Genomic DNA, 23504 nt, shown 5'->3' on the forward strand with positions numbered 1-23504 from the left:
CTCTCGGCTGTGGGGTGTCGGGGGATGCCCGGTCGGCGGGGCGGTTCACCGCGTGGACCGGACGTGATCAGCGTAGGCAGCGGGAGGGGTTCGCCGCGCGTCGGAACCCGGCTGGTCAGGCAGCTTTCGGGCGTCTTCGGGCCGGTCCGCGCAGGATTCCTGCGCACCCGCCGGAGGGGGCCGGACGGGGGCAGGCGGGTCAGGCGGGGATCGTCGGGCGCGCCCTAGCCGATGAGCTGGGAGAGGACGACCGAGGAGCGGCTGCGCTGGACGCCGGGCTCGCGGCGGATGCGCTCGATGACGGCCTCCAGGTGGCGCATGTCGGCGGCGCGCAGGTGGACCAGGGCGTCCGGGTCGCCGGTGACCGTCCAGGCGGCGATCACCTCGGGGAACTGGCGCAGGCTGGCGAGGATCTCCTCGGGGGCGGTCCGCTCGCGGCAGTAGACCTCGACGAAGGCCTCGGTCTGCCAGCCGAGCACCGACGGGTCGAGCACCACGGTGAAACCCCGCACCACGCCGCGCGCCCGCAGCCGGTCGATCCGGCGGCGCACGGCGGTGGCGGAGAGGTTGACCTGGAGGCCGATCTCGGCGTACGAGGCGCGGCCGTCGCGGCCGAGCCGGGCGAGCAGGAGCCGGTCGGTCTCGTCCAGGTCGGCCCCGACCACCTCGTGCGCTCGGCTGCTGGTCATCGGTGCGGGGCTCCACGGGTCGTACGGGTCGGTTGCGGCCTCGGGCGGCGGGCCCTCGGACGGAGGGCGGTAGGGGCGGCTGCCGAAACGGTTCGCCAACCATTCTGGCGGATGTCAGGAGCGAGTTCACCGCTCGCAGATGACGGCCGGTGGTCCGCCGCCGGTCGGCAGCCGGTCCGCCGTCAGTCGGCCAGCAGGACGATCTTGCCCCGGGTGCGGCCCTCGGCGCTGAGCGCCTGGGCGGAGGCCGCCTGGGCGAGCGGGAAGGTGGAGGCGACGGTGACGGTCAGCCGGCCGTCGTCGGCGAGCGCGGCCAGTTCGGCGAGGTCTGCGGCGTCCGGGCGGACCCAGACGTAGTGGCCGCCGAGGGCCTTGACCCCGAAGTCGGTGATCGAGGCGATCCGGCTCTGGTCCGCCACCAGGCTCGCCGAGAGCGGGACGGCGCCGTGGCCGACCAGGTCGAGGGCCGCGTCGACCCCGCCCGGGGCCAGCGCCCGGACCCGGTCGGCCAGGCCCTCGCCGTAGAGCACCGGCTCGGCGCCGAGGCCGCGCAGGTAGTCGTGGTTGCGCTCGCCCGCGGTGCCGATCACCCGGGCGCCGAGGGCCCGGGCGATCTGGACGGCCAGGTGCCCGACCCCGCCGGCCGCGGCGTGCACCAGCAGGGTCTCCCCCGCCCGCAGCCGCAGTGCCTTGAGGCTCTGCAGCGCGGTGAGCCCGGCCAGCGGCAGGCCGCCGGCCTGGGCCCAGTCCAGTGCGGCCGGCTTGCGGGCGAGGGTGCGGACCGGGGCGGAGACGAGTTCGGCGTAGGTGCCGTGCTCGACGGTGTCCTTGCGGACGTAGCCGTAGACCTCGTCGCCGGGCGCGAACTCGGTGACGCCGCCGCCGACGGCGCGGACCACGCCGGCCAGGTCCCAGCCCATGACGAGCGGGAAGTGCGCGTCCAGCAGGCCGTCCAGGGCGCCGTCCCGGATCTTCCAGTCCACCGGGTTCACCCCGGCCGCCCGCATCTGCACCAGGACCGAGTCCGGGCCGACCTTGGGGTCGGGCAGGTCGGTGTACTCGACGACTTCGGGGCCGCCGTAGCGGTTGATCGCGATTGCCTTCATGGCCTCAGCCATACCCGGGCCCGGCCGGATATCGATTCGGCCACGCGAGGACCACCCCAAAACGGTCATCCGGTTCCGCCAGGGTCCGATTCGGCGAGCGGTTCTCGTCACATCGACAGGATGGCCATCGTCACTCTGACGCTAACCGGTTATCATAGATAGCGTCAGTTAGACGAAAAGGCTTCAGGCTTGATCGGCCGCACAGAAGGGCACCCGCCCGTGACCACCACCATCACCGAGACCCACGGCGTCGACCCCACTCCGACGCCGCTCGCTCTGCTGCTGCTCGGCCGCGAGGCCGACCCGAACAGCGAGCGCGGCGTCGAGTGCCCCGGCGACCTCCCCCCGGCCTCCGACCCGAACCTCGTCGAGCGCGCCCGCGCCGCCAAGGCCGCGCTCGGTGACCGCGTCTTCATCCTCGGACACCACTACCAGCGCGACGAGGTGATCGAGTTCGCCGACGTCACCGGCGACTCCTTCAAGCTCGCGCGCGACGCCGCGGCCCGCCCGGAGGCCGAGTACATCGTCTTCTGCGGCGTGCACTTCATGGCCGAGTCCGCCGACATCCTGACCGGCGACGCCCAGCAGGTCGTCCTCCCGGACCTCGCGGCCGGCTGCTCGATGGCCGACATGGCCACCGCCGAGCAGGTCGCCGAGTGCTGGGACGTGCTGACCGACGCCGGCATAGCCGACGTCACCGTCCCGGTCTCGTACATGAACTCCTCCGCCGACATCAAGGCCTTCACCGGCAGGCACGGCGGCACCATCTGCACCTCCTCCAACGCCGAGCGCGCCCTGGAGTGGGCCTTCGAGCAGGGCCAGAAGGTCCTGTTCCTGCCCGACCAGCACCTCGGCCGCAACACCGCGGTGCGCGATCTGGGCCTCTCGCTGGACGACTGCGTCCTGTACAACCCGCACAAGCCCAACGGCGGCCTGACCGCCGAGCAGCTGCGGGACGCCAAGATGATCCTGTGGCGCGGCCACTGCTCGGTGCACGGCCGGTTCAGCGTGGACTCGGTGAACGACGTGCGCGAGCGGATCCCCGGCGTCACCGTGCTGGTGCACCCCGAGTGCAAGCACGAGGTCGTCTCGGCCGCCGACATGGTGGGCTCGACCGAGTACATCATCAAGGCGCTGGACGCCGCCGAGCCCGGCTCCAAGTGGGCCATCGGCACCGAGCTGAACCTCGTCCGCCGCCTGGCCAAGGCCCACCCGGACAAGGAGATCGTCTTCCTGGACCGGACGGTCTGCTTCTGCTCCACCATGAACCGGATCGACCTGCCGCACCTCGTCTGGGCGCTGGAGTCGCTGGTCGAGGGCCGGGTGCCGAACGTGATCACCGTCGACCCGGAGACCGAGAAGTACGCCAAGGCGGCGCTGGACCGGATGCTGGCCCTGCCGTAGCCGACCCGGGCCGGGCCGACCTGGCCCGGCCACCGGGACACGACGAAGGGCGGGTCCCCTCCCACCGGAGGGGACCCGCCCTTTCGTCTGGCACCAGCCGCGGCGGCTACTCGGGGTAGCCCGGGATCACTCCCTCGCCGTCGGCCATCAACAGCTCGCGGACCTCGTCGATCGTCGCCTCGGCGCTCGGCAGGATCAGCTCGGACGGCGCCAGTGAATCCAGCGGCACCGGAGTGCCGAACTGCTTCACCGCGTCCAGCAGCTTGCCGTAGGCCCGACGGAAGTGCTCCTCGTCCCCCGACTCCACTGCGGTGACGAGCTCGGCGTCGAGCTCGTTGAGCAGGTTCAGGTGGTCATCGCCCACCTCGTACTGCCCCTCACCCATGACCCTCATGATCATGCCGTGCGTCTCCCTGGTTCGTGGGATGGAGCTCAGATCACTTGTTGTAGTTGATGCGCGGGGTGTCCTGCTGGGGGTGGGCCTCCGGCTGCTGCGGCTTGCCCTGTTCGATCGCGGCCGGACCGGAGGACGGGCCCCCCAGCTCGGCCTTCATCCGGGCCAGTTCCAGCTCGACGTCGGTGCCGCCGGCCACCCGCTCCAGCTCGGCCTCGATGTCGTCCTTGCGGCCGAGACCGCTGGAGTCGTCGAGCGCGCCGGACGCCAGCAGCTCGTCGATCGCACCGGCCCGGGCCTGCATCTGGGCCGTCTTGTCCTCGGCCCGCTGGATGGCCAGGCCGACGTCGCCCATCTCCTCCGAGATCCCGGAGAAGGACTCGGCGATGCGGGTCTGCGCCTGAGCGGCGGTGTAGGTGGCCTTGATGGTCTCCTTCTTGGTGCGGAAGGCGTCCACCTTGGCCTGCAGCCGCTGGGAGGCGAGCGTGAGCTTCTCCTCCTCGCCCTGGAGGGCCTGGTACTGCGTCTCCAGGTCGGTGATCTGGGACTGCATGTTGGCCCGGCGGGTCAGCGCCTCGCGCGCGAGGTCCTCGCGGCCCAGGGACAGCGCCTTGCGGCCCTGGTCCTCGTACTTCGCCGACTGCTGCTGGAGCTGGGTCAGCTGGAGTTCCAGGCGCTTGCGCGAGGTCGCGACGTCCGCGACGCCACGCCGTACCTTCTGCAGCAGTTCGAGCTGCTTCTGGTAGGAGTAGTCGAGCGTCTCTCGGGGATCCTCCGCCCGGTCCAAGGCCTTGTTCGCCTTGGAGCGGAAGATCAACCCCATACGCTTCATGATTCCGTCGCTCATGGGCCTCGGGTGCCCCCTTCTCCGGCCTGCGGTCTCTATCTCGATACCAGACACGACGAGTGTATGTGCAGCGAGCCCGTCGCCGCAGTGCACCTGCCTGCTACAAGACTGCTACAGCGACCAGCGGACTTCCTCCTCCCCCGGGTGGATCCGCCTCTCATCCCCTCCATAGTCCATCCGATTGATCCCCTACGGGAAGGGGCCGGGAAACCCCGGCGGGCGGTCGGCCTCGCGGATCGATACGCGTTTGGGTCCGAGGGGACCCCGAGAAGCCGCCCGGCACCCCGTACGCTGGTGGTGTGTTCCGACGCCGTTCAGATGATGCAGCCGCCTCCGCCACCGTGCTGGAGAAGCCGGACGAGACCCGCCACCCCCAGGCCAAGAAGGGCCGGCCAACGCCCAAGCGCAGTGAGGCCGAGGCCAACCGGCGTACCCGGGTGACGGTGCCCAAGGACCGCAAGGAGGCCGCCCGCCAGGCCCGCGAGCGGATGCGCTCCGAGCGTGAGAAGCAGCGCACCGCGCTGCTGGAGGGCGACGAGCGCCACCTGCCGGCCCGCGACAAGGGCCCGGTGCGCAAGTTCGCCCGCGACTACGTGGACGCCCGCTGGTCGCTCGCCGAGTTCTTCCTGCCCGCCGCCGTGGTCATCCTGGTGCTGAGCATCATCAAGGTGCCCGCCATCCAGCTGCTGTCCACGCTGCTGTTCCTGCTGTTCTTCGTGCTGGTGATCCTGGACTTCGTCCGCCTCGGCTTCGGTCTGCGCAAGCAGTTCGCCGAGCGCTTCGCCGGCCAGAACACCCGCGGCGCGGTCGCCTACGGCCTGATGCGCATCCTGCAGATGCGCCGGCTGCGACTGCCCAAGCCGCAGGTGCGGCGCGGGGAGAAGCCCTGACCGCCGAACCGGTGGACTCCGGCTGGGCCCCCCCTTCCTGGGAGGGGCCCGGCCTGTACGCGTTGCCGGGTCAGGGGGACGGCGGCCACGACCGGATCGGCCAGGAGCGCCGGCTGCCCTCGCGCAGCGGCTCCTTCGCCGGCGGCACCGGCGCCTGGCTGGACCGGCTCGGCGGACTGCGCAACTTCGTCCGCCAGGAGCTGGTCTCCCGGCAGCTCGCCGAGCAGCTGGCCGGCCGCACCGGGCAGCGCGTCCTCGACATCGGCTGCGGCCAGGGCACCCAGGCGCTGCGCCTGGCCCGGGCCGGCCACTACGTCACCGGCATCGACTCCGACCCGGTCGCGCTCGGCGTCGCCCAGGGGGCGCTCGCCGAGGAACCGCCGGAGGTCGCCGGCCGGCTGCAACTCCTCAGCGGCGACGCCCACCAGTGCGGGCGCTGGTTCGGCCCGCGCAGCTTCGACGTGGTGCTCTGCCACGGCGTCCTGATGTACCTGCCCGCCCCCGACCCGATGATCGCCTCGCTGGCCCGGCTGCTGGCCCCGGGCGGGCTGCTCTCGCTGCTGGTCCGCAACCGCGACGCGCTCGCCCTGCGGCCCGCCGCCGCCGGGGACTGGCGGGCCGCCCTGCACGCCTTCGAGAGCGACCGGTACTACAACCGGCTCGGGCTGGCCGCCCGCGCCGACCGCCTCACCGACCTCACCGTCACCCTCTCCGAGGTGTCGGTGCCGCTGAAGCACTGGTACGGCGTACGGGTCTTCACCGACAACGCGCCCGACGACGCGACCCCGCCGGTGGACGGGCGGCAGCTCGCCCAGCTGCTGGAGGCCGAGGACCGGGCCGGCCGCACCGACCCGTACCGGCAGGTCGCCGCGCTGCTGCACGTGGTCGGGGCCAAGTAGCGGCCCCGCGACGGCGGTTACGCCTCGTGCAGGCTCATCGAGTAGATCACCCGGTCGTCGTCCAGCAGGACCGCCGTGTCGATGCCGTCCTCGGCGAGCTGCTTCCAGGACTCCCCGATCCAGGTCTCGGCGTCCCCCTGGCCGGCGAACTCCTCCTGAGCGCCCTCCGGCACCACCGCGGTGCCGTCCGCCTTCTCGTACCGCCACGTCCAGACCATGCCCGGCTCCTCCCACCGACGACGCTGCCTGCGTGCTGCGCACCTTAGCCTGCCCGGCCCGATCTTCCGTATGCCTGGCCGGACGGTCCGGATGCCCGGTCGGGCAGGATGGGCGGCATGGCGACCCACCACCTGCTCCCCCGCACGCTGCTGCTCGGCGGCGCCCGCTCCGGCAAGTCCACCCGGGCCGAGCAGTTGCTCGCCGACCGCCCGGACGTCCTGTACGTGGCCACCGGCGGCACCCGGGACGGCGACGCCGAGTGGGCCCAGCGGGTCGCCCTGCACCGCGAGCGGCGGCCGGCGAGCTGGCGCACCGCCGAGACCTGCGACCTGGAGGCCGTGCTGGCCGACCGGACCGACCCGGCGCCGGTGCTGGTCGACTGCCTGGCACTGTGGCTGACCGCCGTGATGGACGAGTGCGGCGCCTGGGACGACGCGGTCTGGGCGGCGGGCGGGGAGGCCGCCGTCCAGCGGCGCTGCGAGGCCCTGGCGCGGGCCTGGGCGGCCACCGGGCGGACGGCCGTCGCGGTCAGCAACGAGGTCGGGATGGGCGTCGTCCCGGCGACCGCCGCAGGCCGGCGCTTCCGCGACACCCTGGGCCGGCTGAACATGGCCGTGGCGGACGCCTCCGAGCGTGTGCTGCTGGTCGTGGCCGGGCAGGTTCTGACCGTCAAGCCAGCCGCCGCCTGAACATCTGCGGCGTGTAGCCTTCCGGACGATGGACACGACCGTGGATCTCGATACGTTCTCCTCGCTCGTCGAGCGCCCCGACGAGAGCGCCCGACGGGCCGCCGAGGAACGCTGGCAGGAGGCCGGCCGACCGCGCGGCGGGCTCGGCAAGCTGGAGGAGCTGGGCAGCTGGCTGTCGTCCGTACAGGGGCGATCCCCCGTGCGGCCGGTGTCGGCCCCCAAGGTGCTGCTGTTCGCCGCCGACCACGGCGTGGCCGCGCTCGGGGTGTCCCGGCTGCCCGCCAAGGGCGGTACCGCCGCGCGGGTGCGCGCCGTCCTGGACGGCACCGCGCCGGTCACCCGGCTGGCCCGGCGCTACGGCGCCGAGGTGCGGGTCGTCGACGTCGCGGTGGACGCCGACCCCGCCGACTTCCCGGACGACGTGGTCACCCACCGGATCCGGCGCGGCTCCGGCCGGATCGACGTCGAGGACGCGCTCACCCCCGAGGAGACCGCGCGGGCCTTCCGGGCCGGCATGGCCGTCGCCGACGAGGAGGCCGACGCCGGCACCGACCTGGTGCTGCTCGGCGACCTCGGCGTCGGCGCCACCACCGTCGCCGCCGTCCTGGTCGGCGCGCTGTGCGGAACGGACGCGGCCGCCGTCACCGGGCGCGGCTCGGGCGTCGACGACCGGGTCTGGATGGTCAAGTGCGCCACCATCCGCGACTCCCTGCGGCGGGCCCGGCCCGTCCTCGGCGACCAGCTGGCGCTGCTCGGCGCCACCGGCGGGGCCGACTTCGCGGCGATCACCGGCTTCCTGCTCCAGGCCGCAGTGCGACGGCTCCCCGTGGTGCTGGACGGCGTCGTCTCGGCGGCCTGCGCGCTGGTCGCGCAGCGGATCGCCTTCCGGGCGCCGGAGTGGTGGCGGGCCGGGCAGTCCAGCGGCGAGCCCGCCCAGGCCAAGGCCTACGACCGCCTCACCCTGACGCCGTTGCAGGACCAGGGGATCACCATGGGCGAGGGCCTCGGCGCGCTGCTGGCCCTGCCGCTGCTCCAGGCCGCGGGCGACGCGCTCGCGGACGAGGCCCCGCGGCCGTTCGTGCCGTCGGCGCCGAAGGAGCAGCCGAAGCTGCCGTCGGCGGCGGACCTGCTGCGGCGGCTGTAGGAAAGACGGTTGTAGGAGACCCGCGGCAACCCGCGGCACCAGGATCATCGGCGCCCCGTCCGGCACATCGGACGGGGCGCTTCCGTTCGGAGGGAAACACGTCGTGCAGGGCGCCAGTTGGGCCGAGGGGCTCCGGTTCGGGTTCGGGACGCTGTCCGTGCTGCGGGTGCGGGTGGAGCGGTGGGACCGGGCCGCGGCGGCGCGGGCGATGACGGCGGCCCCGGTGGTGGGGCTGGTGCTCGGCGCGGCGGCCGCCGGGGCGGGGGCGCTGGTGGCCTGGCGAGCCGGCGGGCTGCTCGGGGCGGTGACGGCGGTGGGTGTGCTGGCCGCGCTCACCCGGGGGCTGCACCTGGACGGCCTGGCGGACGTGGCCGACGGCCTGGGCAGCGGGAAACCGGCCGAGGACGCGCTGCGCATCATGAAGCAGTCCGACATCGGCCCGTTCGGCGTCCTGACCCTCGTTCTCGTGCTGCTGGCCCAGATCGCGGCGCTGGCCGGACAGTTCGCCGAGTCGACCACGCGCGGCGCGCTCGCGGTGCTGGCGTCGGCGGTGACCGCGCGGTGCGCGCTCGCCTGGGGCTGCCTGCGGTCGGTGCCGGCCGCCCGGCCGGGCGGCCTGGGCGCGATGGTGGCGGGCACCGTGGCACCCGCCGGAGCGGTCGCGGGGACGGCCGCCGCGGCGCTCGCCCTGGCCGCACTCGGGATGTTTGACGGATCGTCAACCTTCCGTCTCCCCCTGGCTGTTGTGCTCGGCGTCGGCTGTGCCCAGCTGCTGCTCCGGCGCTGCGTACGGCGGTTCGGCGGAATCACCGGGGACGTGCTCGGCGCGATGGCGGAAACCGCCGCGACCGCCTCGCTGTTCGCCCTGGCGTTGCTCGGCTGATACCGGGCGGCGCGTGATCCCACCATGCGGACTACCATGCGGGGAGCACCGCAGCCCTGCACCGCCGCAGGTCCTGCCCGCCCGGCGTGACCCGAGGAGCCGGGGCCTCTGGTGTGCGTGGCCGCGAACTGCGCGGGTGCGCGCGCCAGGGGGCCCGGACCCGGGGCGTGCCGGGCGGTCCGGCCTGCGACGGCGGGTTGCGCCGGTGCGGCAGCCTCGCCGCAACCGGCCGTGGACCGCGAAAGAACAGGACGCATTACGTGACTGCATTGTCTGTGAGCACCTCCTCCGCCGCCTCGCTGCGCGCGGACGCCCTGGTGGTCGGTGTCGCCAAGGGCCCCAAGGGCATCGTGCTGGCCCCCGGCTCCGAGGCCGTGAACGAGGCGTTCGAGGGCAAGCTGACCGAGGTCCTCAGCACCCTGGGCGCGACCGGCGCCGAGGGCGAGGCCGTCAAGGTGCCCTCCCCCGCCGGCCTGAAGGCCGCGCTCGTGCTCGCGGTCGGCCTCGGCGAGGCCGCCGAGGCCGGCTACCAGCTGGAGGCGCTGCGCCGCGCCGCTGGTGTCGCCGCCCGCACCCTGACCGGCGCCAAGAAGGCCGCGCTGGCCCTGCCGACCGAGTCCGCGGACGAGGTCGAGGCCGTCGCGCTGGGCGGCCTGCTCGGCTCGTACGCCTTCGGCACCTACAAGGCCGACGGCAGCGGCAAGGAGCCGGTCGGCGAGCTGGTCGTGCTGGCCCCCCGCAAGGGCAGCAAGGACGCCAAGGCGGCCGTGGAGCGCGCCGCCGCGGTCGGCGAGGAGATGAACCGGGCCCGTGACCTGGTCAACACCGCGCCGAACGACCTGAACCCGAAGAGCTTCGCCGCGATCGCCCAGGCGGCCGGCAAGGAGCACGGCCTCAAGGTCGAGGTGCTGGACGAGAAGGCGCTGCTCAAGGGCGGCTTCGGCGGCCTGCTGGGCGTCGGCAACGGCTCGGCCAACCCGCCGCGGCTGGTGAAGGTGGCCTACACCCACCCGAAGGCGAAGGCCACGCTGGCCTTCATCGGCAAGGGCATCACCTACGACTCGGGCGGCATCTCGCTGAAGCCGGCCGGCCACAACGAGACCATGAAGTGCGACATGGCCGGCGCCGCCGCCGTGTTCGCCGCCGTGGTGGCCGCCAAGCGCCTGGGCCTGGCCGTCAACGTGACCGGTTGGCTGGCGCTGGCCGAGAACATGCCGTCCGGCTCCGCCACCCGCCCCGGCGACGTGCTGCGCATGTACGGCGGCAAGACCGTCGAGGTGCTGAACACCGACGCCGAGGGCCGTCTGGTGCTGGCCGACGCGATCGTGCGCGCCGGCGAGGAGAACCCGGACGTCATCGTCGACGTGGCGACCCTGACCGGCGCCATGGTGCTGGCCCTGGGCAACCGCACCTTCGGCGTGATGTCCAACAACGACGAGCTGCGCGAGACCCTGCACACCGTCTCGGGCGAGGTCGGCGAGCAGTCCTGGCCGATGCCGCTGCCGGCCGAGCTGCGCAAGGGCATGACCGAGTCGACCATCGCCGACCTGGCGAACATGGGCGAGCGGATGGGCGGCGGCCTGGTGGCCGGCCTGTTCCTGAAGGAGTTCGTGGCCGAGGGCATCGACTGGGCCCACCTGGACATCGCCGGCCCGGCGTTCCACGAGAGCGCGCCGTTCGGCTACACCCCGAAGGGCGGCACCGCGAGCGCGGTGCGCACCCTGGTCCGGTTCGCCGAGCAGACCGCGGCGGGCGGCAAGGCCTGATCAGGCACCGATTCGACGGGGGTCCGGCGCGCGTGCGCCGGGCCCCCGTCGGCGTTCGCGCACAGGCTCCGGTTACCTGCGAGTAGGCCAGGGCCCCGCTCCGCACCTCTGTTCGCTGCGGGCGAAACTTTGTTCCACCCTGCGGAAGAGGTGGCGCCGCAGGGCCGCGCCGACGCCCGTCCGGCGGCTGTCAACCCCGCGTTGAGCTGCAATGATGCCCTTCCGTGGGGGGTATTCCCGCCCCGGTGACCGCTCTGGGGGACACCCCTGGGGTGGACCCGGACATCAGCCACCGCGAACAAGTGCGAAGATGTATTTCCGGCACGACTGGGCGCCTCACAAAGGCTTCCGACCCCACCGGACCGCGACCGGCCCGGCGACCCACCCCATTGCATGGAGGACGTGACGTGGCGAACGACGCCAGCACCGTTTTCGACGTAGTCATTCTCGGAGGCGGAAGCGGCGGTTACGCCGCGGCGCTCCGCGCCGCTCAGCTGGGCCTGAGCGTCGCCCTGGTCGAGAAGGGGGAGCTGGGCGGCACCTGCCTGCACCGCGGCTGCATCCCGACCAAGGCTCTGCTGCACGCCGCCGAGATCGCGGACGAGACGAAGGAGGCCGCCGAGTTCGGCGTTCTGGCCACCTTCCAGGGCATCGACATCAACGGCGTCCACAAGTACAAGGACGACGTCATCGCCGGCCTGTACAAGGGCCTCCAGGGCCTGGTCGCCTCCCGCAAGGTCACCTTCATCCAGGGCGCGGGCAAGCTCTCCTCGCAGACCTCGGTGGACGTCAACGGCCAGCGCATCGAGGGCCGCCACATCGTCCTGGCCACCGGCTCCGTGCCGCGCTCGATCCCGGGCCTGGAGATCGACGGCAACCGCGTGATCTCCTCGGACCACGCGCTCAAGCTCGACCGCATCCCGAAGTCGGCCGTCATCCTCGGCGGCGGCGTGATCGGCGTCGAGTTCGCCTCGGTCTGGAAGTCCTTCGGCGTCGAGGTCACCATCGTCGAGGCGCTGCCGCACCTCGTCCCGCTGGAGGACGAGAACTCCTCCAAGCTGCTGGAGCGCGCGTTCCGCAAGCGCGGCATCAAGTTCGAGCTGAAGGCCCGCTTCTCGGGCGTCGAGTACACCGAGGCCGGTGTCCGCGTCTCCACCGAGAACGGCAAGCAGATCGACGCCGACCTGCTGCTCGTCGCCATCGGCCGCGGCCCGGTCTCGTCCGGCCTCGGCTACGAGGAGAACGGCGTCGCGATGGACCGCGGCTACGTCCTGGTCGACGAGTACATGCGCACCAACGTGCCCACCATCTCGGCCGTCGGCGACCTCGCCCCGACCCTGCAGCTGGCCCACGTCGGCTTCGCCGAGGGCATCCTGGTCGCCGAGCGCCTGGCCGGCCTCAAGCCGGTGCCGATCGACTACGACGGCGTCCCGCGCGTGACCTACTCCAACCCCGAGGTGGCCTCCGTCGGCATCTCCGAGGCCAAGGCCGTCGAGCTGTACGGCAAGGAGAAGGTCGTCACCCTCAAGTACAACCTGGCCGGCAACGGCAAGAGCAAGATCCTGAAGACCGCCGGCGAGATCAAGCTCGTCCAGGTCAAGGACGGCGCCGTGGTCGGCGTCCACATGGTCGGCGCCCGCATGGGCGAGCAGGTCGGCGAAGCTCAGCTGATCTACAACTGGGAGGCCCTGCCGGCCGAGGTCGCGCAGCTCATCCACGCGCACCCGACCCAGTCCGAGGCCCTGGGCGAGGCGCACCTGGCGCTGGCCGGCAAGCCGCTGCACGCGCACGACTGATCACGCCACCACCCCCCATTTCCAGTACGCAAGACTTGATAGGAGTCGCTGAAACCATGGCGGTCTCAGTAACACTGCCCGCGCTGGGCGAGAGCGTTTCCGAGGGCACCGTCACCCGTTGGCTGAAGGCCGAGGGTGAGCGTGTCGAGGTCGACGAGCCGCTGCTCGAGGTGTCGACCGACAAGGTCGACACCGAGATCCCGTCGCCGGCCTCCGGCATCCTGGCCTCGATCAAGGTCGGCGAGGACGAGACCGTCGACGTCGGCGCCGAGCTGGCGATCATCGACGACGGCTCCGGTGCCCCGGTCGCCGCTGCGGCCCCGGTCGCCGAGGCCGCGCCCGTCGCCGCCCCGGCCCCGGCCGTGGAGGCGCCCGCCGCCCCCGCCCCGGTCGCCGCTGCCGCCCCGGCGGCTCCGGCTGCCGCTCCGGCCGCCGACGCCACCCCGGTCCTGCTGCCCGCGCTGGGCGAGTCGGTCACCGAGGGCACCGTCACCCGCTGGCTGAAGGCCGAGGGTGAGACGGTCGAGGTCGACGAGCCGCTGCTCGAGGTCTCCACCGACAAGGTCGACACCGAGATCCCGTCGCCGATCGCCGGTGTCGTGGTGAAGATCCTGGTCGGCGAGGACGAGACCGCCGAGGTCGGCGCCCAGCTCGCGCTGATCGGCGCCGCGGGTGCCGTCGCCGCCGCCCCGGCCCCGGTGGCCGCTCCGGCTCCGGTCGCCGCGCCCGCTCCGGTCGCTGCTCCGGCCCCCGTCGCCCCGGCGGCTCCGGCCGCCCCGGCTGCTCCGGCTCCCGTCGCCGCCGCTCCGGCCCCGGTGGCCCCGGCCGCGCCCGCTCCGGTCGCCGCTCCGGCCCCCGTCGCCCCGGCCGCGCTGGCTGCCCCGGTGGCCGACGCCGGTGACGCCTACGTCACCCCGCTGGTGCGCAAGCTCGCCGCCGAGCACGGTGTCGAGCTGTCCTCCGTCGCCGGTACCGGCGTCGGCGGCCGCATCCGCAAGCAGGACGTCGTCGCCGCCGCGGAGGCCGCCAAGGCCGCCCCGGCCCCGGTCGCCGCCGCCGCTCCGGCCGCTGCGCCGAAGGCCGCCGCCGCGCCGTCCGCCCTGCGCGGTCAGACGGTCAAGATGACCCGCATGCGCAAGGTCATCGGCGACAACATGCTGAAGGCCCTGCACGAGCAGGCCCAGCTGACCAGCGTGGTCGAGGTGGACGTCACCAAGATCATGTCGCTGCGCGGCAAGGCCAAGGAGGGCTTCCTCGCCCGCGAGGGCGTCAAGCTGTCCCCGATGCCGTTCTTCGTCAAGGCCGCGGCCCAGGCGCTGAAGACCCACGCGGTCGTCAACGCCCGGATCAACGAGGCCGAGGGCACCATCACCTACTTCGACACCGAGAACATCGGTATCGCGGTGGACTCCGAGAAGGGTCTGATGACCCCGGTCATCAAGGGTGCGGGCGACCTCAACATCGCCGGCATCTCGAAGAAGACCGCCGAGCTGGCCGCCAAGGTCCGCGACAGCAAGATCACCCCGGACGAGCTGTCCGGCGCCACCTTCACCATCAGCAACACCGGCTCGCGCGGTGCGCTGTTCGACACCGTGATCGTGCCGCCGAACCAGGTCGCCATCCTGGGCATCGGTGCCACCGTCAAGCGCCCGGTGGTCATCGAGGCCGACGGCGGCACCGCCATCGGCATCCGCGACATGACCTACCTGTCGCTCTCCTACGACCACCGCCTGGTGGACGGCGCCGACGCCGCCCGCTACCTGGTCGCGGTCAAGGAGATCCTGGAGGCCGGCGAGTTCGAGGTCGAGCTCGGCCTGTAAGGCACCACTGCTGGTCCGCGGTTTCGGCTGCACGGAGCCCCGCGTCGTCCCCGGACGGCGCGGGGCTCCGCCGTTGCCCGGGGCCGCCCGTCGTGCGCCTGCTTCCGGCCGCGCCCGCTCGTCTCGGGCTGCGACGACCGCGCCTGGCTGCGTCGAACATCACCAGCGTTTCGCCGGGCCATGGCATGCGCGGGGGCTGGCGAACGGGGATGCTGGAGCGGTGATGGACGAGACCGACTTCTGGCAGATGATCGACGAGACCCGGGAGGACGCCGACGGCGATCCGGACGAGCAGGCCGACCGGCTGGTGGAACGGCTGGTCCAGCTGACCCCGGACGACGTCATCGACTTCGCCCGGCTGTTCGAGGCCCGGTTCCAGCGGGCCTACCGCCACGACCTCTGGGGCGCCGCCTACCTGCTGCTCGACGGCGCCTCCGACGACACCTTCGACTACTTCCGCTGCTGGCTGATCGGCCAGGGCCGGGACGTCTTCGAGGGCGCTCTGTTCGAACCGGACGACCTGGCGGACCTGCTGCCCGAGTTCGACGAGGAGGAGGACGGCGAGGCCGAGGACCTCGGCTACGCCGCCGACGAGGCGTACGAGCAGCTGACCGGGCTGCCGCTGCCCGAGGTGGGCGGGCGACAGTCCGGCCGACCGGCCGGGGCCGCGCTGGACTTCGACGACCCGGACGTCATGGCGAAACGGTTTCCCAAGCTCTGGGAGCGCTACGGGGATTAGGGCGTGTCAGACACGCCCACGGCATGAGCGGGGCCGGACGCGTCAGGCGGTGCTGCCGCCGCCGGACGTGCCGTCCTGCCTGACGCCCTTGAGGATCTGGTCCAGCACGGCCGCGTCCGGCGCGCTCGGGGTGTCGTCCACCCCGCCCTCGAACACCACGAAGCCGCCGCCCTTGGCCGGGACGGCCGCCAGCAGGACGTAGCCCTGGGTGCCGTCCGCGGTGCGGATGTGCCAGCGCACGGCGTAGCCGGCCACGCCCGCGACGCTCGTGTAGCCGGAGCCGGAGTCGGTGTGCGAGCTGATCCCGGTGAAGATCTGGCCGGCGTACGCGGGCATCGTGGCCTCGGCGGCCGCCTTGGCGGTGACGCCCTGGACGGTGTCCTTCTCGACCGAGAACTGGCCGCGGATGCAGGAGCTGCCGTCCGGGCAGGAGTAGCGGCCGGTGCCCAGGTAGACCGTGGAGTGCGGGGAGTTGGGCGCCACGTCCCAGCCGTCGAACACCGGGACGGTGATCGCGTGCTGGGTGTCCGGGACAGTGCTCCTGACGGTCGGCGCCGGCTTGGGCGCGGGCGTCGGGGTGGGCGTCGGGGCGGGCGTGCCCGCCGTGGGGCTCGGGGCGGGGCCGGCGCCCCGGGTGATGGTGACGGTCGGGTTCGGGACCGGGTCGGCCTGCGGGGAGCCGCCGCTGAGCGCGATCCCGGCGACGATCCCGCCCACGGCGAGGACGGCGACCGCGATGCCGACGACCAGGCCGGGCCTCATCCGGCGGGGCGCCGGCTGCTGCGGGTAGCCCGGCGCCGGGTAGCCGTAGCCCGCGCCCTGGGCCGGGTAGCCGTCCTGGGCCGGGTAGTAGCCGTCCTGGCCCGGGTAGCCGTAGCCCGGGGCGGGAGCGCTGCCCGGGTAGCCGTAGCCGGGGGCGTCCTGCGGGCCGCCGTAGCCGTACCCGGGCTGCCGGCCGGGGGGCTGCCAGCCCTGGGTGGGGGCGTCGGCGAGGTGGCCGACGCCGCCCTGGAGCGGGCGTACCTCGCTGGTCCAGGCGTTGCCGTCCCACCAGCGCTCGTGACCGGGGGTGCCGTCCGCACCGGGGACCGGGTACCACCCGGGGGGCGTCGAGTTGCTCACGGCCGTACGGTACCCGGCGGGGTGCTGGTCCAGACAGAGCGGATCGGTCACGACTCTGCACCACCCGCCGTACCTGACTGATCGTCAGATATGGCGGGTGGCAAGGCCGGTCGGGCGGGTCAGTCCGCCAGGCGGCGGGCCATCCAGATGTCGTCCACGTAGGACCCGTCGATCAGGAACTCCTCCGCCAGCGAGCCCTCGACGACGAAGCCGCAGCCCTCGTAGAGGCGGCGGGCCGGGGTGTTCCAGCCGAGCACCCGCAGGGTCAGCTTGCGCGCGCCCGCGGCCCGGGCGGCCTCGCAGGCCGCCTCGACCAGGCGCCGGCCGACACCCCGGCCGCGGACCGTGCCGTCGACGACCAGGCCCTGGATCTGCCGGACGTGCCGGTTGCTGGCCAGCGGGGTCGGCGGGACCTGGCGGACGTAGCCGACCACCCGGCCCGCCAGGAGGGCGACCAGGTACTGCTCCGGGGTGTGCCGTTCGTCGAAGAGGCCGTCCTCCTCGGGCGGCTGCGGGGAGACGTCGGCCAGCGGGGACCAGGCGGCACGGTTGAGAACCGCGAGTTCACCCTCGTCCTCGGGCTGAGCTGGGCGGATGATCAGATTGTCCTCGTGCATGCGCGTCATGCTAATGAGACGCATGCCGACATGACAGGGCTTCGGGAACTGGGAGGATGGACGCATGCGCATCGCTGTCACGGGCTCCACGGGATTGATCGGTTCGGCTCTCGTCCGCTCCCTGCTGGCGGACGGCCACGAGGTGGTCCGGCTCGTCCGGCGCCGCTCCAGGACGGGCCCGCAGCCCGACGGCAGCACGGCCATCGGCTGGAACCCGCTGCTCGGCCAGGTCGATCAGGACGGACTGGCCGGGGTCGAGGCGGTCGTGCACCTGGCCGGCGCCGGAGTCGGCGACCACCGCTGGACGGACGCCTACAAGCGGGAGATCCGGGAGAGCCGGGCACTCGGCACCGAGACGCTGGCCGTCGCACTGGCCGCGCTCAAGAAGCCGCCCCGGGTGCTGGTCAGCGCCTCCGCCGTCGGCTGGTACGGGCAGACCGGCAACCGGGTGATCGACGAGGACTCCCCCGCCGGCGACGACTTCCTGGCCGAGGTCTGCGTGGAGTGGGAGGCGGCCGCGCGGCCGGCCGAGCTGGCCGGCATCCGGGTCGTCCACCCGCGCACCGGGATGGTGCTGTCCGCGGCCGGCGGGGCCGGGGCGCGGCTGTTCCCGCTGTTCAAGCTGGGGCTGGGCGGGCGGCTCGGCGACGGGCGGCAGTACTGGAGCTTCATCTCGCTGGCCGACCAGGTCGCCGCGCTGCGGTTCCTGATCGACCGGGACGACCTCTCGGGCGCCGTCAACCTCACCGCGCCCGACCCCGTCACCAACGCCGAGCTGACGGCGGCGTTCGGGCGGGTGCTCCGGCGGCCGACCCCGTTCCCGGTGCCGGAGGCGGTGCTCAAGCTCGTGCTCGGCGAGCTGGCGGTCGAGGTGGTCGGCAGCCACCGGGTGGTGCCGCGGCGGCTGCTGGACGCGGGCTTCCGCTTCGCGCACCCGGACGTGGACTCGGCGGTGCGCGCGGCGCTGTGAGTGGCGGTACTCGCGACGCTGTGAGTGGCGGTGTGCGCGGCGCGGGGAGTGGTGCTGGGATGGTGCGCACGGTGCTGTGAGTGACGCCGGGGGTGACCGGCGTCGCGGAGCCCTGCGGTCCGCCGCGGGGCTCCGCCACGGGCTCCGCCGCAGGGCTCCGGTACGTCCCGCTGCGTACGGCGGCTACGGCATTCGCGCTGGCCAGGGGCATATGCCGGGCGGAGATCGGGTGGGGGTCGGACGGGGCTCCGGGAGGGGGCGCACGGGAGCACACACCAGGCGCGTCGCACGCCCCCGGTGACCGTGCGCGCCCGCCGACCCCGGAACCCGGCCCCAACGGCGCACTGTCCGTGACCGCGCTCCCGTCCGGTGCCGCACGCCCCCTCTCGCCCCTTGGATCGGGCCCGATGCGCTTGTCTGATGCTCACACTGACTGGGCATCACACCGTCGGACCGTGTCCCGGCACCCCGCTGCCTGCGTCGGCCGGAGCCCCGGGACCAGGGAGGGAGCACGCCAGTGCCCACATACGACTTCACCCGCCGCGCCCGCCGCCCGTCCGACCCTGACGTCATCGTCATCGGCGCCGGACTCGCCGGCCTGGCCGCCGCACGCACGCTCACCGGTCGCGGCCTCACCGTGCAGATCCTGGAGGCCACCGACCGGATCGGCGGCCGGATGGCCACCCGCGAACTGGACGGATTCCGGCTCGACGACGGCAGCCACCTGCTGAACACCGCCTTCCCCGAACTCCGCCGCGTCCTCGACCTCGACCGCCTCGACCTGCGCCCGCTCGCCGCCGGAGTCCTCGTGCACAGCGCCGGCCGCCGCTACCGCACCGGGGACCCACAGCTCACCACCGCCCGGCAGGCCGCCACCCGCGCCCCACTCGGCAGCCCGCTGGACAAGGCCCGGCTCGGCAGCTGGCTCGGCCGGCTCGCCACCACCCCCGCCAGCCGCCTCAAGGCCCGCCCGGAGACCACCACCGCCCGCGCACTGGCCGGCCACGGGCTCGCCCCGCGCACCCTCGACGGCTTCCTGCGGCCACTGCTCAGCGCGCTGCTCAGCGACCCCGCCCTCGGCACCAGCAGCCGGATCGCCGACCTGGTCCTGCGCTCCTACGCGCGCGGACGGCTCTGTCTGCCCGCCGGCGGGATCGCGGCCGTGCCGGCCCAGCTGGCCACCACCCTGCCCGCCGGCACCGTACGCACCGGGGTGCAGGTCACCTCGATCACCGCCGACGGCGTGGAGACCGTCGCCCACGGGCGGATCGGCGCCCAGGCCGTCGTCCTCGCCACCGACGCCCGCTCCGCCGCCGAACTGCTGCCCGGGCTACGGCTGCCGGACTTCCACCCCGTCACGACCTTCTACCACGCGGCCGACCGCACCCCGCTGGGCGAGGCCGTCCTGCTGCTCGACGGCGACCGGCCCGGCGGGCAGCCGCCGCTGGTCTCGCACTCGCTGGTGCTCAGCGAACTGCACCCCTCCTACGCCCCCGCCGGGCAGGCACTGATCGCCACCACCGTGCTCGCGCGGCGCTCCTTCGACGCGGGCGGCCCGGCCGGGCTGGAACCGGCGGTCCGGGCCCGGCTCGCCGAGCTGTACGGCACCTCGACCACCGGCTGGCAGTTCCTGAACGTGCGGCACGTCCCGGACGCGCTGCCCGCGATGCCGCCGCCGCACAACCCCCGGCGCCCGGTGCGGGTGCTGGCCGGGCTGTACGTCGCCGGGGACCACCGGGACACCAGCACCGTGCAGGGGGCGCTGGTCTCCGGGCGGCGGGCGGCGCAGGCGGTGCTGCGCGACTTCGGCGTCCCGGCCGACGCCCGGGAGGCCGAGGCGGCGGCCTGAGCCCGGCCGGCTCTCGGCTCTCGGCTCTTGGCTCCCGGGACACGCTGACGACCTGCCGATGGGCGACGGAGCGGCGACGTGCCAGGATGCCGACATGACCGCTCATCGGATGATTTACACCGTACGGCCGGCTGCGCGGTGAGCGCCGCCGTCCAGCCGGTGGCCCTGATCCTGATCCCCGCCGCGGCCGTCGCCGCGCCGCTGCTCGCCGACCGTCTGCTGCGGTGGATCGCCGTCCCGACCGTCGTGTTCGAGATCCTGCTCGGCGTCCTGATCGGCCCCGACGTCCTGAACTGGGCGCACGTCGACGAACTGGTCAACGCGCTCTCCCAGTTCGGCCTGGCCATGCTGATGTTCCTGGCCGGGTACGAGATCGACTTCGCCAAGCTGCGCGGCGGCCCGCTGAAACGGGCGGGCACCGCGTGGCTGGTCTCGCTCGTGGTGGCGCTCGGCGTGGGCGCGCTGGTCAACCGGGACCCGCTGAACGGCGCCTTCGCCGGGCTCGCGCTCACCACCACCGCCCTCGGGACCATCCTGCCGATCCTCCGCGACTCCGGCGAACTCCCCACCCCCTTCGGCTCGTTGGTGATGGCCACCGGGGCGGTCGGCGAGTTCGGGCCGATCATCGCGATCGCCATCCTGCTCAGCGGCAACTCCCCGGTCCGGACGGCCGTCATCCTCGGCGCCTTCGCGGTGATCACCGCCGTCGCGGTCCTCGGCGCACGCCGCCCCCGGCCCGCCTGGGCCACCCGGCTCATCAAGCGCACCCTGCGCACCTCCGGGCAGTTCGCCGTCCGGGCCGTGATCCTGGTGCTCGCCGTCATGGTGGCCGCCGCGATCTGGCTCGACCTGGACATGCTGCTCGGCGCCTTCACCGCCGGGATCGTCTCCCGGCTGCTGCTCTCCGACATCCGCCGGGCCGAGGAGGAGGTGATCGAGGCCAAGCTGGAGAGCATCGGCTTCGGTTTCCTGGTGCCGGTGTTCTTCGTGGTCAGCGGGATGAACTTCGACCTGGCCGCCCTGCTGGACGATCCCGGCACGATACTGCTCGTCCCGGTGTTCCTGCTGCTGCTCCTGGCCGTGCGCGGGCTGCCCGCCGGGCTGCTCGCCCCGGCCGGGCTCGGCCGGCGGGACCGCACGGCGCTCGGGCTCTACGGCGCGACGGCGCTGCCGCTGGTCGTGGTGATCACCACCATCGAGGTGGACGACGGCCACCTGCCGTCCTCGACGGCGGCCGCACTGGTCGGCGCCGGCATGCTCTCGGTGCTGGTGTTCCCGCTGGTGGCGCAGCGGGTGCGCGGCGGCAGCGTCCGGCCGGCCGCGCCGGAGGCCGGGCAGCCGCGCGTCCGGGCCGAGAGCTGGTGAGCCGCTTCGCTCCCGCCCGCCGCCGGGGCGGTCCCACCCGCCGCCGGGGCACTCGGAGCCGGTGCCGGTGCCGGGCGGACGGGCCCTTCGGCCCGGGGCGGGCCCGGGCCGGACGGGTTTCCAGGGCCGCCGGGGCTCGCCCGGCCGGCCCCTCTTCGACGGGTCCTCAGATCACGCCGGCCTGGCGGGCCGTCTCCTCGAAGGCACGGGCCACCGGACTGCCCCGGTAGGGGGTGAGGCGGCGGTGGAAGTCCCGGACGTACTCCAGCGAGCGGGCCGAGCGCATCTCCCCCGCCGCCCGCAGCGCGTCGGTGGCCATGGTGCAGGCCTCGTCGAGGTCCCCCATGCCGAGCCGGGCGGTGGCCAGCACCAGTCGGCAGAAGATCCGGCTGCGCGCGTAGGCGGGTGAGCGCAGCCGCAGCGACTTCTCGGCGTGCTGCGCGGAGGTGCGCCACTGCTGGAGGTCGCGGTAGCAGTGGGCGAACTCGTCGGAGAGCTGGGCCTCATCGAAGTACCGGGCCCAGGAGGGCAGTTCGTCGCCGACCCGGGCCGCTGCGAGTGCCCGCTCGGAGCGCACCAGCGCGGTGGTGCAGGCCCGGACGTCGCCCAGCAGGCCGTGTCCGCGCGCCTCGGCGGCGTGCATCAGCGACTGGACCACCGGCGGCACGGCGGTTCCCACGCCCTGCTGGGCGACCCTGGCCAGTTGGACGGCCTCCCGGCCGTGGCCCAGGTGGACGGCCTGCTGGCTCATCGTCACCAGGACGTACCCGCCGAGCGCGCGGTCCCCGGCGGCCTGGGACAGGCGCAGCGCCTGGACGAAGTAGCGCTGGGCGAGGCCGTGCGCGGCGATGTCGAAGGACGTCCAGCCGGCCAGCCTGGTCAGGTCGGCGACGGCGCCGAACAGCGCCCGGCCGATCTGCTCGCCGTAGCGGCCGCGCAGCATCGGCTCGGCCTCGCTCTCCAGGTAGCGGACCAGCGCCTGCCGGGCATGCCCGCCGCCGTAGGCGTGATCGAGCGCCCGGAAGAGGTCGCCGACGGCACGGATGGCGGCGATGTCGCCGCGGCCGACCCGCAGGGCGGGGCGCGACTCGCGGGCCGGTTCGGTGTACGGCGGCTCGACGGCGGTCGGCGGGCGCCGGCTCTGGGTGGGCACCCGGCCGATGGTGGGCCCGGCGGGGACGGCCGCGCCCGGGACGGGGCGCATGCCGGGGGCCCCGTGGTGGGCCTGGCCGCGCGCCGGGCTCGGAGGGGGAGCGCCCGGCGCGGGGGGCACGCTCTGGGCGGGCGCGGTGGATGCCGCGGTGCCGGCGGTACCGGCGGTACCGGCGGTGGCGGCGGGCGGACCGGTGGGCGGACCGGTGGCGACGTCGGGGCGGGCCATCGTCGAGCCGTCCCGGGCGACGCGCTCGTCCGTGCGGCCGATCAGCCAGTCCCGGCTGGGGACGACCAGGCCGGCCGGGGTGAAGGCGATCCGGCGCAGTTCGGACTGCGGGCCGTTGTCCTTGCGCCACATGCTCGCCACGATGTCCACCGCCTCCTGCGGGGTCTCGGCGAACTCCAGGCCCGCGTACACCGGGGCGCAGGCGTCCAGGCCGAGGTCCTGGGCGGTGAGGCGGCGGCCGAGGCGGCGGGTGAAGACCTCGGCGATCAGCGCGGGGGTGGCGCCGCGGGGCTGCTGGCCGCGCAGCCAGCGGGTGACCGAGGTCTTGTCGTAGCGCAGGTCGAGGCCGTGCTCCAGGCCGAGCTGGTCGACCCGGCGGGCCAGGCCCGCGTGCGAGAAGCCGGCCTCCTCGATGAGCGCGGCGAGTTGGCCGTTCTGCGGGGCCGGGCCGGAGTGCCCGGAGTGGCCGCCGACCGGCCCGGGGGCGGGGACGGCGGGTTCGTGCCGGTCGGTTGTGGCCTGCGCGGGCAGCCGCAGTTCGTCGGCGGTCGGGGCGTCGGCGGTCAGGGCGTCGGGGGCGTCCGGCAGGTTCCGGCCGACCGGGCCTCGGTGGTGGCCGAGCGGGTCGAGCGGTCCGTACGCCGGGCTGTCGGTTGCAGGCCGTTGGGGCATGTCAGTCAACACCTCTCGGACGTCGCACCGGGCTCTACCAGCACTTCGGCTGCCTGGGGCGGCGCCCCCTGTCGGGAATCGGCGTGAATGTAGCGAGCATTCGGGCGCTATGGGTGGATCTGACCGAGCAATCCTCCGAACGGGTGAAGCAACCGCGCCCATTGTGGGGAAGCGCGGTCGGCGCGGGTTTGGCCTTCCGCGGTCGAACCGTCGATCGCCCGTCATGGCGGTGAACACCACAGA

At 73.9% G+C, this 23504-nt stretch carries 20 protein-coding genes and 1 pseudogene; 13 read left to right on the forward strand and 8 right to left on the reverse strand.

Annotated elements, in window-relative coordinates; all coding sequences use genetic code 11:
- Positions 1-224 precede the first annotated feature (224 nt).
- Entirely contained in the window at positions 225-689 is a 465-nt protein-coding gene (locus OG556_RS09315; protein WP_063347298.1) for an Lrp/AsnC family transcriptional regulator, read from the reverse strand.
- 182 nt (positions 690-871) lie between these two features.
- Positions 872-1795, reverse strand: a complete 924-nt coding sequence (locus OG556_RS09320) for an NADP-dependent oxidoreductase (RefSeq protein WP_363372070.1) — start codon at positions 1793-1795, stop codon at positions 872-874.
- A gap of 219 nt (positions 1796-2014) precedes the next feature.
- On the opposite strand from OG556_RS09320, the gene nadA reads away from it, so the two are divergent.
- Entirely contained in the window at positions 2015-3199 is a 1185-nt protein-coding gene (gene nadA, locus OG556_RS09325; RefSeq protein WP_363622260.1) for a quinolinate synthase NadA, read from the forward strand.
- 106 nt (positions 3200-3305) lie between these two features.
- On the opposite strand, the gene OG556_RS09330 is transcribed toward nadA, so the two are convergent.
- Together OG556_RS09330 and OG556_RS09335 are read right to left on the reverse strand one after the other, a co-directional pair.
- Positions 3306-3599: a hypothetical protein gene (locus OG556_RS09330; RefSeq protein WP_371516714.1), complete on the reverse strand. Its 294-nt coding sequence runs from the start codon at positions 3597-3599 to the stop codon at positions 3306-3308.
- A 37-nt stretch (positions 3600-3636) separates the two neighbouring features.
- Positions 3637-4440 (reverse strand): PspA/IM30 family protein, encoded by an 804-nt coding sequence (locus tag OG556_RS09335; protein ID WP_350886325.1) that lies wholly within the window; start codon positions 4438-4440, stop codon positions 3637-3639.
- Positions 4441-4739: 299 nt separating this feature from the next.
- On the opposite strand from OG556_RS09335, the gene OG556_RS09340 reads away from it, so the two are divergent.
- The gene (locus OG556_RS09340) at positions 4740-5330 is read left to right on the forward strand and encodes a DUF3043 domain-containing protein (RefSeq protein ID WP_350886323.1); all 591 of its coding nucleotides are present in this window, start codon (positions 4740-4742) and stop codon (positions 5328-5330) included.
- A gap of 158 nt (positions 5331-5488) precedes the next feature.
- Positions 5489-6229 (forward strand): class I SAM-dependent methyltransferase, encoded by a 741-nt coding sequence (locus tag OG556_RS09345; RefSeq protein WP_371522638.1) that lies wholly within the window; start codon positions 5489-5491, stop codon positions 6227-6229.
- 17 nt (positions 6230-6246) lie between these two features.
- On the opposite strand, the gene OG556_RS09350 is transcribed toward OG556_RS09345, so the two are convergent.
- Positions 6247-6447 carry a hypothetical protein gene (locus OG556_RS09350; protein ID WP_350886321.1) on the reverse strand — a complete coding sequence of 67 codons (201 nt, stop codon included), beginning with the start codon at positions 6445-6447 and terminating at the stop codon, positions 6247-6249.
- A 72-nt stretch (positions 6448-6519) separates the two neighbouring features.
- Here OG556_RS09350 and cobU point away from each other — a divergent pair.
- The 7 genes and pseudogenes from cobU to OG556_RS09385 all read left to right on the forward strand — a co-directional run.
- Positions 6520-7137, forward strand: a pseudogene (gene cobU / locus OG556_RS09355) (bifunctional adenosylcobinamide kinase/adenosylcobinamide-phosphate guanylyltransferase); the annotation flags it as partial.
- Between the two features lie 28 nt (positions 7138-7165).
- Positions 7166-8281 carry a nicotinate-nucleotide--dimethylbenzimidazole phosphoribosyltransferase gene (locus tag OG556_RS09360; protein WP_063347305.1) on the forward strand — a complete coding sequence of 372 codons (1116 nt, stop codon included), beginning with the start codon at positions 7166-7168 and terminating at the stop codon, positions 8279-8281.
- A gap of 103 nt (positions 8282-8384) precedes the next feature.
- Positions 8385-9164: an adenosylcobinamide-GDP ribazoletransferase gene (locus OG556_RS09365; protein ID WP_371516715.1), complete on the forward strand. Its 780-nt coding sequence runs from the start codon at positions 8385-8387 to the stop codon at positions 9162-9164.
- Between the two features lie 260 nt (positions 9165-9424).
- A complete protein-coding gene (locus OG556_RS09370) occupies positions 9425-10930 on the forward strand; it encodes a leucyl aminopeptidase (protein ID WP_371516716.1) in 1506 nt (501 codons plus the stop codon).
- Between the two features lie 407 nt (positions 10931-11337).
- Positions 11338-12726: a dihydrolipoyl dehydrogenase gene (lpdA, locus tag OG556_RS09375; RefSeq protein ID WP_363580954.1), complete on the forward strand. Its 1389-nt coding sequence runs from the start codon at positions 11338-11340 to the stop codon at positions 12724-12726.
- Positions 12727-12782: 56 nt separating this feature from the next.
- A complete protein-coding gene (gene sucB, locus OG556_RS09380; protein WP_371516717.1) occupies positions 12783-14546 on the forward strand; it encodes a 2-oxoglutarate dehydrogenase, E2 component, dihydrolipoamide succinyltransferase in 1764 nt (587 codons plus the stop codon).
- 223 nt (positions 14547-14769) lie between these two features.
- Positions 14770-15285, forward strand: coding sequence for a DUF4240 domain-containing protein (locus tag OG556_RS09385; protein WP_350885237.1), 516 nt, complete (start codon positions 14770-14772; stop codon positions 15283-15285).
- 42 nt (positions 15286-15327) lie between these two features.
- On the opposite strand, the gene OG556_RS09390 is transcribed toward OG556_RS09385, so the two are convergent.
- Both OG556_RS09390 and OG556_RS09395 read right to left on the reverse strand, forming a co-directional pair.
- Positions 15328-16407 carry a DUF2510 domain-containing protein gene (locus OG556_RS09390; RefSeq protein WP_371516718.1) on the reverse strand — a complete coding sequence of 360 codons (1080 nt, stop codon included), beginning with the start codon at positions 16405-16407 and terminating at the stop codon, positions 15328-15330.
- 119 nt (positions 16408-16526) lie between these two features.
- Positions 16527-17024, reverse strand: coding sequence for an N-acetyltransferase family protein (locus tag OG556_RS09395; RefSeq protein WP_371516719.1), 498 nt, complete (start codon positions 17022-17024; stop codon positions 16527-16529).
- Positions 17025-17088: 64 nt separating this feature from the next.
- Between OG556_RS09395 and OG556_RS09400 the strand changes: the two genes are divergently transcribed.
- The 3 genes from OG556_RS09400 (at position 17089) to OG556_RS09410 (ending at position 21208) form a co-directional block, all read left to right on the forward strand.
- Positions 17089-17994, forward strand: coding sequence for a TIGR01777 family oxidoreductase (locus OG556_RS09400; RefSeq protein WP_371516720.1), 906 nt, complete (start codon positions 17089-17091; stop codon positions 17992-17994).
- A gap of 517 nt (positions 17995-18511) precedes the next feature.
- Complete coding sequence (locus OG556_RS09405; protein WP_371516721.1) at positions 18512-19843, forward strand: NAD(P)/FAD-dependent oxidoreductase; 1332 nt, start codon at positions 18512-18514, stop codon at positions 19841-19843.
- A gap of 138 nt (positions 19844-19981) precedes the next feature.
- The gene (locus OG556_RS09410) at positions 19982-21208 is read left to right on the forward strand and encodes a cation:proton antiporter (RefSeq protein ID WP_371516722.1); all 1227 of its coding nucleotides are present in this window, start codon (positions 19982-19984) and stop codon (positions 21206-21208) included.
- Between the two features lie 166 nt (positions 21209-21374).
- Here the strand turns inward: OG556_RS09410 and OG556_RS09415 are convergent, their stop codons facing one another.
- Complete coding sequence (locus OG556_RS09415; RefSeq protein ID WP_371516723.1) at positions 21375-23261, reverse strand: regulator; 1887 nt, start codon at positions 23259-23261, stop codon at positions 21375-21377.
- Between the last annotated feature and the right edge of the window lie 243 nt (positions 23262-23504).

It is taken from the genome of Kitasatospora sp. NBC_01300 (assembly GCF_041435235.1).
Classification (GTDB): domain Bacteria; phylum Actinomycetota; class Actinomycetes; order Streptomycetales; family Streptomycetaceae; genus Kitasatospora.

What these genes read in the sequence shown, in the direction of transcription:
- OG556_RS09315 (WP_063347298.1), bottom strand. Translation starts at nt 689, where the DNA reads ATGACCAGCAGCCGAGCGCACGAGGTGGTCGGGGCCGACCTGGACGAG.
- OG556_RS09320 (WP_363372070.1), bottom strand. Translation starts at nt 1,795, where the DNA reads ATGAAGGCAATCGCGATCAACCGCTACGGCGGCCCCGAAGTCGTCGAG.
- OG556_RS09330 (WP_371516714.1), bottom strand. Translation starts at nt 3,599, where the DNA reads ATGATCATGAGGGTCATGGGTGAGGGGCAGTACGAGGTGGGCGATGAC.
- OG556_RS09335 (WP_350886325.1), bottom strand. Translation starts at nt 4,440, where the DNA reads ATGAGCGACGGAATCATGAAGCGTATGGGGTTGATCTTCCGCTCCAAG.
- OG556_RS09350 (WP_350886321.1), bottom strand. Translation starts at nt 6,447, where the DNA reads ATGGTCTGGACGTGGCGGTACGAGAAGGCGGACGGCACCGCGGTGGTG.
- OG556_RS09360 (WP_063347305.1), top strand. Translation starts at nt 7,166, where the DNA reads ATGGACACGACCGTGGATCTCGATACGTTCTCCTCGCTCGTCGAGCGC.
- sucB (WP_371516717.1), top strand. Translation starts at nt 12,783, where the DNA reads ATGGCGGTCTCAGTAACACTGCCCGCGCTGGGCGAGAGCGTTTCCGAG.
- OG556_RS09385 (WP_350885237.1), top strand. Translation starts at nt 14,770, where the DNA reads ATGGACGAGACCGACTTCTGGCAGATGATCGACGAGACCCGGGAGGAC.
- OG556_RS09395 (WP_371516719.1), bottom strand. Translation starts at nt 17,024, where the DNA reads ATGCACGAGGACAATCTGATCATCCGCCCAGCTCAGCCCGAGGACGAG.
- OG556_RS09400 (WP_371516720.1), top strand. Translation starts at nt 17,089, where the DNA reads ATGCGCATCGCTGTCACGGGCTCCACGGGATTGATCGGTTCGGCTCTC.
- OG556_RS09415 (WP_371516723.1), bottom strand. Translation starts at nt 23,261, where the DNA reads ATGCCCCAACGGCCTGCAACCGACAGCCCGGCGTACGGACCGCTCGAC.